The sequence below is a fragment of the Streptomyces sp. NPDC001970 genome, from assembly GCF_053594115.1.
Window position 1 is genome coordinate 297,305 of the sequence record NZ_JBSFDW010000001.1, and the last position, 16,058, is coordinate 313,362.

Annotated in this window: 17 protein-coding genes and 1 pseudogene; 10 read left to right on the plus strand and 8 right to left on the minus strand. The window is 70.5% G+C overall.

Translation table 11 applies throughout. From position 1 onward, the window contains the following. Positions 1 to 102: 102 nt before the first annotated feature. The 3 genes from guaB to ACWCP0_RS01370 all read right to left on the minus strand — a co-directional run bounded on the left by guaB (position 103) and on the right by ACWCP0_RS01370 (position 3,315). Entirely contained in the window at positions 103 to 1,605 is a 1,503-nt protein-coding gene (guaB, locus tag ACWCP0_RS01360; protein WP_451076821.1) for an IMP dehydrogenase, read from the minus strand. A gap of 172 nt (positions 1,606 to 1,777) precedes the next feature. Continuing rightward, on the minus strand, positions 1,778 to 2,365 hold the full coding sequence (locus ACWCP0_RS01365; RefSeq protein ID WP_351226461.1) for a sigma-70 family RNA polymerase sigma factor: 588 nt from the start codon (positions 2,363 to 2,365) through the stop codon (positions 1,778 to 1,780). 338 nt (positions 2,366 to 2,703) lie between these two features. Beyond that, positions 2,704 to 3,315: a response regulator transcription factor gene (locus ACWCP0_RS01370; protein ID WP_003948568.1), complete on the minus strand. Its 612-nt coding sequence runs from the start codon at positions 3,313 to 3,315 to the stop codon at positions 2,704 to 2,706. A 381-nt stretch (positions 3,316 to 3,696) separates the two neighbouring features. Here ACWCP0_RS01370 and ACWCP0_RS01375 point away from each other — a divergent pair, with 381 nt between their 5' ends. Further along, positions 3,697 to 4,023, plus strand: a complete 327-nt coding sequence (locus tag ACWCP0_RS01375) for a WhiB family transcriptional regulator (protein WP_451076822.1) — start codon at positions 3,697 to 3,699, stop codon at positions 4,021 to 4,023. A 232-nt stretch (positions 4,024 to 4,255) separates the two neighbouring features. Here ACWCP0_RS01375 and ACWCP0_RS01380 read toward each other — a convergent pair whose 3' ends face one another. Next, entirely contained in the window at positions 4,256 to 5,146 is an 891-nt protein-coding gene (locus ACWCP0_RS01380) for a LysR family transcriptional regulator (protein ID WP_451076823.1), read from the minus strand. 91 nt (positions 5,147 to 5,237) lie between these two features. On the opposite strand from ACWCP0_RS01380, the gene ACWCP0_RS01385 reads away from it, so the two are divergent. Together ACWCP0_RS01385 and ACWCP0_RS01390 are read left to right on the plus strand one after the other, a co-directional pair. Beyond that, positions 5,238 to 5,906 carry an MOSC domain-containing protein gene (locus ACWCP0_RS01385; protein ID WP_451076824.1) on the plus strand — a complete coding sequence of 223 codons (669 nt, stop codon included), beginning with the start codon at positions 5,238 to 5,240 and terminating at the stop codon, positions 5,904 to 5,906. Between the two features lie 168 nt (positions 5,907 to 6,074). Then, positions 6,075 to 6,848 (plus strand): SDR family NAD(P)-dependent oxidoreductase, encoded by a 774-nt coding sequence (locus ACWCP0_RS01390; protein WP_451076825.1) that lies wholly within the window; start codon positions 6,075 to 6,077, stop codon positions 6,846 to 6,848. Here ACWCP0_RS01390 and ACWCP0_RS01395 read toward each other — a convergent pair. Then, on the minus strand, positions 6,811 to 7,158 hold the full coding sequence (locus tag ACWCP0_RS01395; protein WP_451076826.1) for a hypothetical protein: 348 nt from the start codon (positions 7,156 to 7,158) through the stop codon (positions 6,811 to 6,813). The genes ACWCP0_RS01390 and ACWCP0_RS01395 overlap by 38 nt on opposite strands. 20 nt (positions 7,159 to 7,178) lie before the next feature. Between ACWCP0_RS01395 and ACWCP0_RS01400 the strand changes: the two are divergent. Next, positions 7,179 to 8,073 (plus strand): annotated as a pseudogene (locus ACWCP0_RS01400) (LacI family DNA-binding transcriptional regulator); the annotation flags it as partial. Between the two features lie 99 nt (positions 8,074 to 8,172). After that, positions 8,173 to 8,868, plus strand: a complete 696-nt coding sequence (locus tag ACWCP0_RS01405) for an ester cyclase (RefSeq protein WP_451076827.1) — start codon at positions 8,173 to 8,175, stop codon at positions 8,866 to 8,868. 156 nt (positions 8,869 to 9,024) lie between these two features. Here the strand turns inward: ACWCP0_RS01405 and groL are convergent, their stop codons facing one another. Together groL and groES are read right to left on the minus strand one after the other, a co-directional pair. Further along, on the minus strand, positions 9,025 to 10,653 hold the full coding sequence (gene groL, locus ACWCP0_RS01410) for a chaperonin GroEL (protein ID WP_451076828.1): 1,629 nt from the start codon (positions 10,651 to 10,653) through the stop codon (positions 9,025 to 9,027). Positions 10,654 to 10,797: 144 nt separating this feature from the next. After that, on the minus strand, positions 10,798 to 11,106 hold the full coding sequence (gene groES / locus ACWCP0_RS01415; protein WP_017949608.1) for a co-chaperone GroES: 309 nt from the start codon (positions 11,104 to 11,106) through the stop codon (positions 10,798 to 10,800). A gap of 359 nt (positions 11,107 to 11,465) precedes the next feature. Between groES and ACWCP0_RS01420 the strand changes: the two genes are divergently transcribed. Beyond that, positions 11,466 to 11,996: a hypothetical protein gene (locus ACWCP0_RS01420; protein WP_451076829.1), complete on the plus strand. Its 531-nt coding sequence runs from the start codon at positions 11,466 to 11,468 to the stop codon at positions 11,994 to 11,996. A 65-nt stretch (positions 11,997 to 12,061) separates the two neighbouring features. Here ACWCP0_RS01420 and ACWCP0_RS01425 read toward each other — a convergent pair whose 3' ends face one another. Then, a complete protein-coding gene (locus tag ACWCP0_RS01425) occupies positions 12,062 to 12,949 on the minus strand; it encodes a polysaccharide deacetylase family protein (RefSeq protein WP_451077009.1) in 888 nt (295 codons plus the stop codon). A 226-nt stretch (positions 12,950 to 13,175) separates the two neighbouring features. Between ACWCP0_RS01425 and ACWCP0_RS01430 the strand changes: the two genes are divergently transcribed. The 4 genes from ACWCP0_RS01430 (at position 13,176) to ACWCP0_RS01445 (ending at position 16,043) form a co-directional block, all read left to right on the plus strand. Beyond that, on the plus strand, positions 13,176 to 14,381 hold the full coding sequence (locus ACWCP0_RS01430) for a THUMP-like domain-containing protein (RefSeq protein WP_451076830.1): 1,206 nt from the start codon (positions 13,176 to 13,178) through the stop codon (positions 14,379 to 14,381). 113 nt (positions 14,382 to 14,494) lie between these two features. Next, positions 14,495 to 15,058: a hypothetical protein gene (locus tag ACWCP0_RS01435; protein WP_451076831.1), complete on the plus strand. Its 564-nt coding sequence runs from the start codon at positions 14,495 to 14,497 to the stop codon at positions 15,056 to 15,058. Between the two features lie 21 nt (positions 15,059 to 15,079). Next, positions 15,080 to 15,385 carry an RNase A-like domain-containing protein gene (locus ACWCP0_RS01440; protein ID WP_451076832.1) on the plus strand — a complete coding sequence of 102 codons (306 nt, stop codon included), beginning with the start codon at positions 15,080 to 15,082 and terminating at the stop codon, positions 15,383 to 15,385. A gap of 10 nt (positions 15,386 to 15,395) precedes the next feature. After that, positions 15,396 to 16,043 (plus strand): contact-dependent growth inhibition system immunity protein, encoded by a 648-nt coding sequence (locus ACWCP0_RS01445; RefSeq protein WP_451076833.1) that lies wholly within the window; start codon positions 15,396 to 15,398, stop codon positions 16,041 to 16,043. Positions 16,044 to 16,058 lie beyond the last annotated feature (15 nt).

Here is a 16,058-nt window from a genome sequence, read left to right on the forward strand (position 1 = left end):
GCGCCTACCAGTATCGCCGACGCATGCCTCAGGGGCGGCGCCGGCAAACACCGGGACCGCCCCTGGCACGTCCGTGCGACGACTTCCTGCGTCGTCGTGCTGTTACTTGGTGCTGTAGTTCGGCGCCTCGACCGTCATCTGGATGTCGTGCGGGTGGCTCTCCTTGAGCCCCGCAGACGTGATCCGTACGAACCGGCCGCGCTCCTGCAGCTCCGGCACCGTGCGACCGCCGACGTAGAACATCGACTGGCGCAGACCGCCGACCAGCTGGTGGACGACGGCGGAGAGCGGGCCGCGGTAGGGCACCTGGCCCTCGATGCCCTCGGGCACGAGCTTCTCGTCGGAGGCGACACCCTCCTGGAAGTAGCGGTCCTTGGAGAAGGAGCGCTGGTCGCCGCGCGACTGCATCGCGCCGAGCGAGCCCATGCCGCGGTACGACTTGAACTGCTTGCCGTTGATGAACAGCAGCTCGCCCGGGGACTCCTCGCAGCCCGCGAGCAGCGAGCCCAGCATCACCGTGTCGGCGCCAGCGACCAGGGCCTTGGCGATGTCGCCGCTGTACTGCAGGCCGCCGTCGCCGATGACCGGGATGCCCGCGGCCCTGGCGGCGAGCGAGGCCTCGTAGATCGCGGTGACCTGCGGGACGCCGATGCCGGCGACGACACGCGTCGTGCAGATCGAGCCGGGGCCGACGCCGACCTTGATGCCGTCCGCGCCCGCGTCGACGAGCGCCTGGGCGCCGTCACGCGTGGCGACATTGCCGCCGATGACGTCCACGGCGGAGTTCGACTTGATCTTGGCGATCATGTCGCCGACGAGCTTGGAGTGGCCGTGCGCGGTGTCGACGACGATGAAGTCGACACCGGCCTCGATCAGGGCCTGGGCGCGCTCGAAGGCGTCACCTGCGACGCCGACGGCTGCGCCGACGATGAGCCGGCCGTCCTTGTCCTTCGCGGCGTTCGGGTACTTCTCGGCCTTGACGAAGTCCTTGACCGTGATGAGGCCCTTGAGGATGCCCTGGTCGTCGACGAGCGGAAGCTTCTCGATCTTGTGGCGGCGCAGCAGCTCCATGGCGTCCACGCCGGAGATGCCGACCTTGCCGGTGACCAGTGGCATCGGGGTCATGACGTCGCGCACCTGCTGCGAGCGGTCCGTCTCGAAGGCCATGTCGCGGTTGGTGACGATGCCGAGCAGCTTGCCGGCGGGGTCGGTGACGGGCACGCCACTGATCCGGAACTTGGCGCAGATCGCGTCGGCCTCGGCGAGTGTCGCGTCGGGGTGCACCGTGATCGGATCGGAGACCATGCCGGACTCCGAGCGCTTCACCAGGTCGACCTGGTTGGCCTGGTCGGCGATGGAGAGATTGCGGTGCAGTACGCCGACGCCGCCCTGGCGGGCCATCGCGATGGCCATGCGGGCCTCGGTGACCTTGTCCATGGCGGCGGACAGCAGTGGGATGTTCACCCGGACGTTCTTCGAGATGAACGAGGCGGTGTCGATCCGGTCGGGCGCCATGTCGGACGCGCCGGGCAGCAGCAGCACGTCGTCGTAGGTCAGCCCGAGTGTCGCGAATTTCTCGGGCACTCCGTCGACGTTGGCAGTCATGACACCTTCCCCAAATGGCCTTGATCGGTGCGGATGTCCATGCTAACGGGCTCCGCGGGTGTCTCATTCCACGATCAAGATCAGACAGTATGTTTGTGCGTTCGTACGTACGTGACACACGTGACGCAGCAGCTCGATGCGCGCGCCGCGCGTGACGTACGCCCGCGAACGGTCACTGCTCCGCCAGGGCCCGCAGCCGGCTCAGCGCCCTGTGCTGCGCCACCCGGACCGCACCCGGCGACATCCCGAGCATCTGCCCGGTCTCCTCGGCGGTGAGGCCGACGGCGACCCGCAGCACCAGCAGCTCCCGCTGGTTCTCCGGCAGATTGGCGAGCAGCTTCTTGGCCCACTCCGCGTCGTCGCTGAGCAGCGCCCGCTCCTCGGGGCCGAGCGAGTCGTCGGGCCGCTCGGGCATCTCGTCGGAGGGGACGGCCGTTGACCCGGGATGCCGCATGGCAGCCCGCTGCAGATCGGCGACCTTGTGCGCGGCGATGGCGAAGACGAACGCCTCGAAGGGGCGTCCCGTGTCCCTGTAGCGCGGAAGCGCCATGAGGACGGCTACACAGACTTCCTGTGCGAGGTCCTCCACGAAGTGGCGGGCATCACCGGGCAGCCGGCTCAGCCGCGTACGGCAGTAGCGCAGGGCGAGCGGATGCACATGGGCCAGCAGGTCATGGGTGGCCTGCTCGTCGCCGTCGACGGCACGAAGCACGAGCGCACCGATGGCCCCGTGGGCATTCGCCGCCTCGTCGTTGCGCATCGGTCCATGGTGCCTTGACTGACGCTGCTCCGTGGCACTGCGTCCGTAGTTGTGCACCGAAGCGTTATGAGCAGATGCGCCGGAAGTCATCTCCTGCGCCCTCCCCTTACGCTCGACCGACTTGTCCCCGAGGAACTCCACACTCTCAAGGATGCGGCATGCCGCGGGAAACGTGTGCCCACCGTCTGCGGTCGCCCCGCCCACCCGTCGCACGGTCGCCCCGCCCACCGGTCAGCGGGCGGGGACGGCACCTCCTCCGGGCTCGGCTCGCCTCCGGGGCGCTTCGGCGCCACATCGGCTCGCTCGCCGTGAGAGCTCCCTCTCGCGATCGGCACCGCTCAGCGGACCAGGCCCCAGCGGAATCCGAGCGCCACGGCGTGCGCCCGGTCCGAGGCGCCCAGCTTCTTGAACAGCCGCCTGGCGTGCGTCTTCACCGTGTCCTCGGAGAGGAACAGCTCGCGCCCGATCTCGGCGTTGGACCTGCCGTGGCTCATGCCCTCGAGCACCTGGATCTCGCGCGCGGTGAGCGTGGGCGCGGCGCCCATCTCGGCCGAGCGCAGCCGGCGCGGGGCGAGCCGCCAGGTCGGGTCGGCGAGGGCCTGGGTGACCGTGGCCCGCAACTCGGCGCGCGAGGCGTCCTTGTGCAGGTAGCCACGGGCACCTGCGGCGACGGCGAGCGCGACGCCGTCCAGGTCCTCGGCGACAGTGAGCATGATGATCCGGGCGCCGGGGTCGGCGGACAGCAGCCGGCGGACGGTCTCGACGCCGCCCAGTCCGGGCATGCGTACGTCCATCAGAATCAGGTCCGAGCGGTCGGCCCCCCAGCGGCGGAGGACTTCCTCGCCGTTGGCCGCGGTCGTCACGCGCTCTACGCCGGGCACGGTTGCGACCGCGCGGCGGAGCGCCTCTCGGGCGAGCGGGGAGTCGTCGCAGACGAGGACGGATGTCATGGCCGCCCTCCGCAGCTGATGCGCGTCACCTTGAGCCTCCAGGCTGGTTACGTATCGTCACCTGTGCGGTTGACGCCCCCGGACTCCAGCCCGAGCGCTTGTTCTCTCAACCGCCTCCGCACTCTCAACGACGGTCACTCGAAAGAGTTACGGGTACGACGGGCACCTTCGGCACTCTACGTGAGGACCTACGCACGGAGGAGAGCGACACAGCTCAGCGAGACGTCACTTGACGGCTATGCCCCATTTAGCGACTTTTCTTCCCTTTTGCTGGTGTCTGTGGCTAGATTCGCAATGAGTCATATTTACATCTACTTACACCGTAGATGTACGGTCGGAGCTCAGGCATCCACTCAGCACGGCAACAAGGGGACATGCGCTATGGCAGATTTCTCCCGCCTTCCCGGACCGAACGCCGATCTGTGGGACTGGCAGCTGCTCGCGGCATGCCGGGGCGTTGACAGCTCGCTCTTCTTCCATCCCGAGGGGGAACGCGGCGCGGCAAGGAGTGCGCGCGAGAACTCGGCGAAAGAGGTCTGCATGAGGTGCCCGGTGCGCGCGGAGTGCGCAGCGCACGCACTGGCAGTGCGGGAGCCCTACGGGGTATGGGGCGGACTGACGGAGGACGAGCGTGAGGAGCTCATGGGGCGGGCCCGGAACCGGCTGATCCCGGCATCGAGCACGGGGGGAGTCACCGGACACGGTTGACGTACGGCAACCGTCGGAAGCAACCGAAGAAACGTTCCTGCACCGTCCGGCCCAGCGCCGGATGCCGAGAGGGGCACGGAATCAGCGCGCCGTCAGGAGCGCGCCGAGGGGGCGGAGTTCAGCGCGCCGTCAGGAGCGCGCCGAGGGGGCGGAGTTCAGCGCGCCGTCAGGAGCGCGCCGAGGGGGCGGAGTTCAGCGCGCAACGGGAAGGGGCGCGCCCGGTGGACGGAGTTCAGCGCGCCGCAGCGAGCGCCAGCTGGTCCAGGGTGGCCGCGACCGTCGGGACCTGGGCCAGATCAGGAAGGGTCAGGGCGACGATCTCGCGCTGTACGGACGGCTCCACCGTGACCGTACGGGCGCCCTTGTGCCGTACCGACTCCAGCGCCAGCTCCGGCAGCACCGCGACGCCGAGACCGGCGCCGACGAGTCCGACCACGGCCGGGTAGTCGTCCGTGGCGAAGTCGATCCTGGGGGTGAAGCCGGACTCCTCGCAGACCTCCACGAGTTGGCGGCGGCAGCGCGGGCAGCCCGCGATCCACGGTTCGTCCGCCAGATCGGCGATCGAGACGGCTCCCGCGCCGGCGAGCCGGTGCCCCTCGGGCACCAGACCGACGAGCCGGTCGCTCAGCAGCGGCCGTACGGCCAGGTCCTCCCACTCCGCGCCCGCCGAGCCGTAGCGGAAGGCCAGCGCCACATCGCAGTCACCCTCACGCAGCATCTCCTCGGAGCGCGGCGGCTCGGCCTCGACGAGCGAGACACGGGTGCCGGGGTGCGCCGCGCGCAGGGCGGCGAGCGCGGTGGGCACGAGGGTGGAGCTGCCGCTGGGGAACGACACCAGACGGACCCGGCCCGCGCGCAGCCCCGCGATCGCGGCGACCTCCTCCTCCGCGGCGGTGAGCCCCGCCAGGATGCCGGCGGCGTGGCGCACCAGGGCCTCCCCGGCCTGGGTGAGCCGCATCTCCCGGCCGGTCCTGATCAACAACGGAGTGCCGGCGGAGGTTTCGAGTGCCTTCATCTGCTGACTGACGGCGGGCTGGGTGCAGCCCAGCTCGCGCGCCGCCGCCGAGAAGGAACCGGTGGCGGCGACAGCGCGCAGGACACGGAGATGACGGGCCTCGATCACCCTCTGAGCATAAGGCGCACTTGGGGTTCAGGTGAAATAGTCGATGGAATCTTTGAGGAAGGCGGCCCGGTGCTGGGCTAGCGTCGCCCCTATGCAGCTTCTGACCGTGAATGTGGGACGCCCGAAGGCCGTCGACTACACCGACCACAGGGACGGCGTGACGGGGATCGACAAGCAGCCGGCGGACGGCCCTGCGCTGGTGACCGATCCCGGCCCCAAGGGCACGGGCGGCAGCGGCGTCGCCGGGGACACGGTGTGCAGCCTGCGGCATCACGGCGGGACGCACCAGGCGGTGTACGCCTTCGCGCGCGAGGACCTCGACTTCTGGGAGGGCGAGCTGGGCCGCCCCCTGCCGAACGGGTCCTTCGGCGAGAACCTGACCACGTCCGGGCTCGACGTGACCGGCGCCCTCATCGGGGAGCGGTGGCGGATCGGCGCACAGCTGGTCCTGCAGGTCACGTCGGGCCGTGTTCCGTGCCGTACGTTCGCGGGCCGTCTCGGCGAGCGGGGGTGGGTCAGGCGGTTCACGCGGGCCGCTGCCCCCGGGGCGTATCTGCGGGTCGTCGAGCCGGGTGAGATCCGGGCGGGTGACCCGATCGAGATCGTGCACCGGCCGGACCACGACGTGACGGTCGCACTGTCCTTCCGGGCGGGGACGACCGAGCGGTCGCTGCTGCCGCGCGTCCTCGCGGCGGGGGAGGCACTCCATCCCGAGCAGCTGGCCGCCGCCAGGGAATACGTGGCCAAGTACGACGTGTAGACAGGGCGTTCCGGAGAGGGCCCGAGGGCCGGTCCCGCGCCGGAGGACGAACGTCCGGGCCACCGGAGGACGAACGTCGGGGCGCGCCGGAGGACGAACGTCGGGGCGCGCCGGGTGACGGGCGGCCAGGTGCGTCGCACGCGTACGCGGGGCACTAACGTGCCGCGTATGACGACAGCACTGATTACGGGCGCGACCGCGGGCATCGGGGCCGCCTTCGCGCGGCGCCTCGCGGCGGACGGGCACGACCTGGTCCTGGTGGCGCGGGACACCGAGCGGCTCCTGGAGCAGGCGACGGAGCTCCACGACCGGCACGGCATCGAGGCGGAGGTCCTCTCCGCGGATCTCGCGGAGGAGGCCGGCATCGCTTCGGTCGAGGCCCGGCTCGCGGACCGGAAGCGGCCCGTCGACCTGCTGGTGAACAACGCCGGGTTCGGCAACAAGGGCCGGTATCTCGAAGTGTCCATGGCCGATGAGCTGCGGATGCTGAAGGTGCACTGCGAAGCGGTGCTGCGGCTGACGTCCGCGGCGGCCGGGGCGATGCGCGAGCGCGGTCGCGGCGGCGTGGTGAACGTGGCATCGGTGGCGGCGTTCGTGCCGCGCGGGACGTACGGCGCGTCCAAGGCGTGGGTCGTGCAGTTCACCCAGGGCGCGGCGCGCGATCTGGCCGGGACGGGGGTGCGGCTGATGGCGCTGTGCCCCGGTTTCGTACGGACCGAGTTCCATGAGCGGGCCGGGATGGGGACGGACAACATTCCGGGCTGGATGTGGCTGGACGCCGACAAGCTGGTGTCGGCCGCGCTGGCCGACCTGGCGCGCGGGAAGACGGTCTCCATCCCGGATCCGCGCTACAAGGCGCTGATGGGCGTGGTGAAGCTGACGCCGCGCCGGCTGCTGGGCGGGGTCAGCTCCAAGGCGGGCCGCAAGTACGGACCGAAGTAGTTCCGTCCTGCCAGGTCACCTTGAGGGTTCGGGTGCCGGTGATATCGATGTCGGCGAGTGAGGAGACGGGCTCGGGGGCGGGCTCGTCGGTGAGCGAGGCGAGGGTGACGAACAGCGTCTCGCGCTCGCCGGTCGCGTCGCCGGACGCGCCACCGGACGCGCCACCGGTCGTGCCGTGGAGCGCGGCGGTACGGGAGACGGGGCCCTGGAGCGTGGAGCCGGTGTCGGACGCGGTGCGCACCGTGTAGCCGTGCACCGGCTGGAGTTGGGCGGTGGGGCCGTCGGGGGTGGTGGCCCGAGCGGCATGCACTCCCCCAGGAGCGTGCCGGCGGGGGCGGACTGGTGCTGGGGATGCTCGCGCCCTCGGCGACGTACTACTTCGCGGAGGTGATCCGCGGTGCGAGCGATGCCGCCGAGCGCGCCGGGGCACGGATCGTCCTGCGGATCTCCGACTACCGCCCCGCCGAGGACCGCGCGCACCGAAGGACTGCTGGAAGCGGGTGCCGAAGGGCTGCTGGTCGCGGCGGGCTGGTGCGGCCCCGAGGACCCGGCCACGCACGGCGACTGGATCACCGAACTGCCCGTACCCGCCGTGCTGCTGGAGCGCCTGCCGGTGCCGGGGAGCGCGCTGGACGAGCTGGACCGGGTCTCGTCCGACCACCGGCACGGGGTGCTCCTCGCACTCCGTCACCTCGTCGGGCTCGGGCACGGAACCCCGCTGCTGGTGGCGCGCGCGGACAGCCCGACGGCGCTGACCGTGCGCTCCGGGTACGGGGAGGCGCTGGGGGCGCTCGGGTTGCGCGCACCCGCGCCGGTGATCGATTCGATGCCGGCCGAGCAGGGCCCCGAGGGCTTCGAGGCGGCCACGCAGGCACTGCGGGCGGCGGTGGTCTCGGGCGAGGCGACGGCGGCACTCGTGCACAACGACGTCGACGCGATCCAGATGGTGCAGCGCCTGGCCGAGCTCGGCCTGCGGGTGCCGGAGGACCTGACCCTGATCGCGTACGACGACGAGGTCGCCGCCCTCGCCGACACGCCGCTGACGGCCGTCGCCCCGCCCAAGCGTCATGTGGGGCGGCAGGCCACGGAGTTGCTGATCGAACGGCTGACCGGCGATGCGGCGCAGGACGCGGACGAACCTCGGCGGCATGTGACGCTGCTGCCGCGGCTGAACGTGCGGTCGTCGTGCGGGGCGGGCGGCGGCAGCGGGGACGTCCGGGCGTGACGCTCCCGTGCAACCTCCCCGCGCCCCGTATACGCAACCCGCCGTAAAGGGCAATTCTCACTAAAATGGGCGTGACCCAGCGACCTCCGGGGTGACGCCATGACATTCGCACAATTGATCGACTGCAAGACGGACCGCGTGGACGAGCTCAACCGGCTCCTGGACGCCTGGATCGAGCAGACCGAGGGAAGGCGCACCGCGACGCACAGCCTGGTCGCCACCGACCGGTCCGACTCGACGCACGTCGTGGAGCTGGTCGAGTTCGCGTCGTACGAAGAGGCGATGAAGAACTCGAACCTGCCCGAGACCGACCGGATCTTCCAGCAAGTGGTGGCGCTGTGCGACGACATGCCGACGTTCACCGACCTCGAGGTGATCAGGGACGAGCAGCTGAACGAGTCGGCCTGCCGCAGGTTCTTCACGGAGGCGCTGCCGAGCGGTGACGCCGCCCTGCTGGGCGAGCTGCTCACCGACGACTACGTCGACCACGATCCCTCCAACGCCGAGGACATCGTGGGTGTGGAAGGACTCCGCCGCGAAGTCGATGTGTGGAGGGGCGGGTTCGACTTCGGCTTCGCGATCGACGACCAGATCGCCGACGCCGACCGCGTCTGCACGCGCTGGACCTGGACCGGCCTGCACAAGGGCGAGTTCATGGGGGTCACCGCGACCGACCAGCAGGTGACGATGACCGGGACGACCGTGCAGCGGTGCCGTGAGGGAAAGATCTGCGAGAGCTGGTGGCAGTACGACCGGCTCGGTCTGATGGGCCGGCTCGGCGTGCTCGAGATGTGAACACCGGGCAGGAGCCCGGGCAAGGACAGAGGCAAGGACAAAGGCAGGGACACAGGCAAGGGCCCGGACAGACGCAAGGCCCCCGCTCCCTCTCCGGGAACGGGGGCCTGCTCAAGCCCTGAGCGAGTCAGAACCGGCCGGACCGGTCCGAACGCGTCAGTGGGAGTGACCGTGGCCGTGGCCGTGGCCCGCCTCCGCCGGCTCCTCTTCCTTCTTCTCGACCACGAGGGTCTCGGTGGTGAGCAGCAGGGAGGCGATCGACGCGGCGTTCTCCAGCGCGGAGCGCGTGACCTTGACCGGGTCGATGACGCCGGCCTTCACCAGGTCGCCGTACTCGCCGGTCGCGGCGTTGAAGCCGTTGCCCTTCTCCAGCTCCGCCACCTTCGCGGTGATGACGTAGCCCTCGAGGCCCGCGTTCTCGGCGATCCAGCGCAGCGGCTCGACGGCGGCGCGGCGGACCACCGCCACACCGGTGGCCTCGTCGCCGGACAGGCCGAGGTTGCCCTCCAGCACCTTCACGGCGTGGACGAGCGCGGAGCCACCACCGGAGACGATGCCCTCCTCGACCGCGGCGCGGGTCGCGGAGATGGCGTCCTCCAGACGGTGCTTCTTCTCCTTCAGCTCCACCTCGGTGGCGGCGCCGACCTTGATCACGCACACACCGCCGGCCAGCTTCGCGAGGCGCTCCTGGAGCTTCTCGCGGTCCCAGTCGGAGTCCGTGGTCTCGATCTCGGCCTTGATCTGGTTGACGCGACCGACGACGTCCTCGTGGCTGCCGCCACCGTCGACGATGGTGGTGTCGTCCTTGGAGACGGTGACGCGGCGGGCCGAGCCCAGCACCTCCAGACCGGCCTGGTCGAGCTTGAGGCCGACCTCCTCGGCGATGACGGTGGCACCGGTGAGGGTGGCCATGTCCTGCAGCATCGCCTTGCGGCGGTCGCCGAAGCCAGGGGCCTTCACCGCGACCGCGTTGAACGTGCCGCGGATCTTGTTGACGACGAGGGTGGACAGGGCCTCGCCCTCGACGTCCTCGGCGATGATCAGCAGCGGCTTGGAGGCGCCGGCCTGGATGATCTTCTCCAGCAGCGGCAGCATGTCCTGGATGGAGGAGATCTTGCCCTGGTTGATCAGGATGTACGGGTCGTCGAGGACGGCCTCCATACGCTCCTGGTCGCTCACCATGTACGGGGACAGGTAGCCCTTGTCGAAGGCCATGCCCTCGGTGAAGTCGAGCTCCAGGCCGAAGGCGTTGGACTCCTCGACGGTGATGACACCGTCCTTGCCGACCTTGTCCATCGCCTCGGCGATGAGCTGGCCGACCTGCTGGTCCTGGGCGGAGAGCGCGGCGACGGCCGCGATGTCGGACTTCTCCTCGATCGGACGCGCGGTGGCGATCAGCTCGTCGGAGACGGCCTTGACCGCGGCGTCGATGCCCTTCTTCAGGGCGGCCGGGGAGGCACCGGCGGCGACGTTGCGCAGACCCTCGCGGACCAGGGCCTGGGCGAGCACGGTGGCGGTGGTGGTGCCGTCACCCGCGATGTCGTTGGTCTTGGTCGCCACCTCCTTCACCAGCTGGGCGCCGAGGTTCTCGTACGGGTCCTCGATCTCGACCTCGCGGGCGATCGTGACACCGTCGTTGGTGATGGTGGGGGCGCCGAACTTCTTGTCGATCACGACGTTGCGGCCCTTGGGGCCGATCGTCACCTTGACCGTGTCGGCGAGCTTGTTGACGCCGCGCTCAAGGGCGCGACGGGCGTCCTCGTCGAACTTCAGGATCTTCGCCATGGAGCTTCTCAAGTCCTCTCATCTGCGATCCTCGGCCGCCTCGAGAAGGGGCCGCCATCGCTCACAAACGAACCGCGCCCCTCGCCGCCCGGCTTTTTACGACGCGGGGGCCAGGGGCGCGACTCACAGCAAAACTGCAGGTGCCTACTTCTCGACGATCGCGAGCACGTCGCGAGCCGAGAGGACGAGGTACTCCTCGCCGCTGTACTTCACCTCGGTGCCGCCGTACTTGCTGTAGAGCACGACGTCGCCGGTCTTGACGTCGAGCGGCAGGCGCTCGCCGTTCTCGAAGCGGCCCGGGCCAACGGCCAGGACGACGCCCTCCTGGGGCTTCTCCTTGGCGGTGTCCGGAATGACCAGGCCAGAGGCCGTGGTCTGCTCGGCGTCGAGCGGCTGGACCACAATGCGGTCCTCGAGCGGCTTGATGGCAACCTTGGAGCTGGTGGTCGTCACGATCCGACCTCCCCCTTCGGAGATCTCACGGGGTTTGACTGTCTGAGTGGCGACCAGGTCGATCCGTCGTCGCGGGTGCCGGACCTGCCCGTCGCTGTGTTGGCACTCTCCAGTGGGGAGTGCCAGAGCCGAGACTATGACCGCGATTAGCACTCGGTCAAGCGGAGTGCCAATCACTCGGCGCGCCGAGTGTCGACGGCCCGTGATTGCGGCCCGTGATTGCGGCTCGTGATTGCGGCTCGTGATTGCGGGCCGTGGTCGCGTCTCGGGACTGCGGCCCGGGGCTGCGGCTCGGTCTCGATCCGGACTCCGAAGGGACAACGAGGGGACACGGTGCCGCGTTCCACGACCGTTCGGAGATGCCCTACGACCGTACGGAGGTGTCCATCGGCACGGCCCCGCCGCGCGGTCGTCACCGCGGCCCCGCCAGGCCCTGGGGCGACGCCGCGCTCGCGCTGCTCGTCCTCTTCCTGGACGCCGTCGCGCTCGCGGTGACCACCATGTGGGTGTACGTCGCGACGCGGCCGGACAGCGATGCCGCCGAGGGGGCACGGCCCAAGGCACCCGAGATGCCCGGGGATGCGCCCCGGCCCGCGCCCGGAGGTCGCCGCGGACGCCGCCCCGGCGCCGTCGGCGGACTGGCCCGGTACATCGGTTTCGCCATCGCGGCGGGGCTGATCGCCCTCACCGCTTACGCCTTCGTCCGCGGCGGTCACCGGATCACGGCGGGCGCGCAGATCCTGGTGGTCGTCCTGCTGGTTCTCGGAGCGCTCCACTCCGCCGCGCGGGAAGCCCGCGGGACTCACCCCGGGCCGGTGCCCGTGCCGGCCGGCGACCGGTGTGTCTGCCACAGCGCGGGCGGGAGCTGCCACGGCCGCGGGAGCCACTGACGGTCGCACGCGGGCAAGGGCACCGGCCGCCACCGGGGCGGGCGGCGGCAGCCGGTGCGTGCGGCTCAGACGTAGTCCTCCAGCCGGGCCACGGCGTAGCCCTGCGCGGTGGCGACGTTCATGACCCGGCGGATCATGTCGGGCATGCTGCCCTTCCACTGCTCCTTGCCGCGGAAGTGGGTGAGGATGACGTCGCCGGGGCGCAGCGTGTGGTCCGGCTCCCGCCACTCCACACGATCGGGGAACGCCTCCACGGCCCACAGCGGCACGGCCTTCACCCCGCACGACTTGGCGGCGCGCAGCGTGTGCCGGTCGTAGCTTCCGTACGGCGGCCGGAAGAGCCGGGGGCGCTTCCCGAACCGCTTCTTGATCTTCTTCTGCTGCCCGCAGATCTCCCGCTTCTGCTTCTTGTACGAAAGCCCGCGCAGGTAGGCGTGGCTGAGGGTGTGGTTGTTCAGGGCGACACCGCGGTCCTGCATCTCCTCGAAGTAGCCGTAGTCGTCACGGACGAGGTAGTCGCTGAGGAACGCGCTGTACGGAATGTCCAGCTCGCTCATCATTCTCAGCAGCTCGGGGTCCTTCTCGGCCCCGTCGTCGATCGTCAGGAAGACGACCTTCTCCTTCGTCGGCACGGTGGTGAAGACGGGGGGCAGACCCTCGTGGTCGTCGACCTCGAAGCCCTTGCGGGTGGTGACCGTGAGCTTTTCGGCGGGTGGCTCGGGCGGGGTCAGCGGGACCGCCTTGAGGCCCCAGCGCTTGGCGGCCGTGGCCCGGGCGGCGTGGGCCTTCTTCGTCCGTTTCGCATAGTCGGACAGCGCGCCCGCCGGGCCGGCGGCCGGCTGCTGCCGCCCGTGCGCGGCGGGCTCGGGGGCCCGCGGATCCGTGGTGGCGGTGCCGGACGGCTCGGCCGCACAGGCGGAGCCGAGAGCGGCGACGAGCAGGACGGCCAGCACCGCGCGGCGGCGTTGCCGGGACAGCGCGTCACGTCGGCCCCGGCGGGGGTGCGTGCGTCCGCTCCACCTGGGCGGCATCACACTCCGACCCGATGATCCTTTTCTCGTATTTCCGTTTTGTCGTACAGGCTGCATGGCGCCGCATCCTGTCAGCGCAGCCCGCCCGCAACGGTCCGACACCGCCGCCGGGCGCCCCACCGTCCCCCGCCTGGCCGACAATGGCCGGGTGAACGATGTCTCCTTCCCTCACCTCGGCCCGCTGCTCAGCGACGAGGGACAGGCCCTGCTCGCCGCCCTGCGCGACTACGACCCGGCAAAGGAGCTCGCCCTCGCGACCCGGCTGCGCCGCGACCACCCGGCGGAGCTGGTCTCGGCGGCGCTGACCCAGGCGCGGCTGCGGCAGCGGGCGGTGGCGAAGTTCGGCGCGGAGGACGCGTACCGGATGTACTTCACGCCGAACGGGATCGAACAGGCCACCCGCGCGTCGGTCGCCGAGTACCGGGCCAGGCGCTTCCGGGACATCGGCCCGGTCGACATCACCGACCTCTGCTGCGGCATCGGCGGCGACGCGATCGCCCTCGCCCGTGCGGGCTTCGTCGTGCAGGCGGTCGACCGGGACCCGGTGACCGCCGAGACCGCTCTGGTCAATGTCCTCACCGTGGTGGAGGGCACGCCGCAGATGTGGGTCACCTGCGCGGACGTCATGGACTACGACCTCACCGCCACCGAGGCGCTGTTCATCGACCCGGCCCGGCGCGGCGGGCGGGGACGCATCTTCGACCCGGAGGCGTACTCCCCGCCGCTGTCCTGGGCGATCGACGCCGTGCGCCGGGTCGGCACCGGCGCCATCAAGATCGCGCCCGGCATCCCGCACGAACTGGTCCCGGACGACTTCGAGGCGGAGTGGATCTCGGACGGCGGCGATGTGAAGGAGGCGGTGCTCTGGCATCACGATCCGGGCCCGATCACGAGCCCCGTCAACCCCGGAGCCCGTCGCGCCACCCTGCTCCCCTACGGCGCCACGGTCACCTCCCGCGGCCTCCCGAACCCCGCCGTCCGCAAGCTCGGCCGCTTCCTGTACGAGCCCGACGGCGCCGTCATCCGCGCGCATCTGGTCGCCGAGGTCGCCGAGGACCTCGGCGGCGGCCTCATCGACGAGACGATCGCGTACATCACGGCGGACGAGCTCCGCGCGACGCCGTACGCCACGGCCTACGAGATCACCGACGAGCTTCCCTTCAACCTGAAGAAGCTGAAGGCGCTGCTTCGCGAACGCGAGGTCGGCAACCTGACGGTGAAGAAGCGCGGCTCGGCGGTCGAGCCGGAGGAGGTCCGCCGCAAGGTCAAGCCGAAGGGCCCGAACGCGGCGACGGTCTTCCTCACCCGGGTGGCGGGCGCGCCGACGATGCTGATCGGCGGGCCGGCGGCGTAATCCGGTGGTTCAGCGGGAGTGGTCGCATCCAGTCCCCTGGCCTCAACCGCCGCTCCTGTGACCACCGTTGTTACAGCGCCGGGAGTGACGAATGGGGCACCCCGGGATGGGAAGTGGAACCGATGGAGCGCGAGGGCTGGGAAGCGGCCGCGGAGCGGCTGTTCGACGACACGTACTCCTATGTCGCGACCGGGCCGAGGCACCACGACGAGTGGCGGGAGGACGTCCTCGCGGTCATGGCGCGTGCCGTTCCGGATCCGCGCGGCTGGGCGGTTCTGGACTGGGACATCGAGGACGACCGCAGGAACGCTCCGGGCGGGGAATTCTTTCCGTTTGCCGCGCCGACGGTCGAGAGCCTCGCCGACGTGTACGAGATCTCGCCCGATTCCGCGGCCCATCTGCTGGTCGCCATGACGGACGAGTGGTTCGAGACGAAGAACATCCCCGGTTTTCCGGAACGCCGGGACAGCATGCTGGCCGACGCACACCTCCTTCTGTCCCGTTACGGACCGGGATGCACCTTCTGCACCACGTCCGTCGCCGCCCGCGCGTCGAAGGACCCCGACTTCTCGCAGGGGGCGAGCGCGGGACGGAGTCTGACTCTACTGATGGATGTCGGCCTGATCGCCGTCTCGGACACCGAGGTCGGCGTCTTCTGGTCGTTCAACGCCTACTGACCCGATCCACCTGGGAACACCGTGACCGCACGAACCCGCACCTCCACCTACCCCGACCGGGAGACCGCCCAGTGGGCCACCCAGCAGGTCGTGACCGCCAATGAGCAGGTCATCCACCGCTGGCTCGCCCAGTCGACCCGACAGCGCCTCACGATCGAGGCGGCCTGGCCGTCCCGGCCCGAGCCCGTCGGGCGGGTGCTGCTCCAGGCGATGATGCTGGCAGGACGAGAGCCCATCGACGTGCGCGCCGCCCGCGTCATCGTCAAGCGGGACACCGGGAGCCCGCACGGCTTCACCGTCCACGCCACCTTCCCGATCTACCTCTAGAGGCATCACGTTGTCCCCGAAGCCGCGCGAACACGACCGCAGGTTCGGCGAGTTGGACCAGGTCATCCGCGCTTACCCGGGTAGGGCCGCCGACGACGAGGAGCCGCTGACGGCCTACCTCCGCCACACCTGGCGCACGCGGCCCTGGGCCATCGCCATCGCCGAACAGCAGCTGCGCGAGTACGCCGGCAATCCCCCGGGCCGACTGCGCCTGCGCCTCGGCGAGTTCTATCCCGTACCGGACGTGGGCCTGCCCGACTCCGAGATCCAGGCCTGGCTGGTCGGCCTCGCCGACCGCCTCAAGGAGAGCGTGGAGACCGGCCGCGCCCCGCAGCCCGCCACTCCGCGGACCCGCTGGGAGTGGCACACCCGCTTCCCCGAGGTCGCGCAGCTCCTCGGCGGCTGGTTCTCCCAGGACCTGCCGGACGAGTTCGAAAATCATGATGCCGCGCTCCAGGACTACTTGGACACCACGGACCCCGGGCTGATCGCCCAGCTCGCGGGGGAGCTGCACGATCTGCTGGCTCTCCCGTTGGACGAGGCGGACTACGCCCTCGCCCTCGCCGAACTGGGCATGGAGGTCGACCCGCCCGCGCCGTACGCCCCCGGGGGCTGGCTTGCGGAACTGGCGGGCCGGCTGCGCCGAGGGGGAACATGACGGATCGCCCGCGGG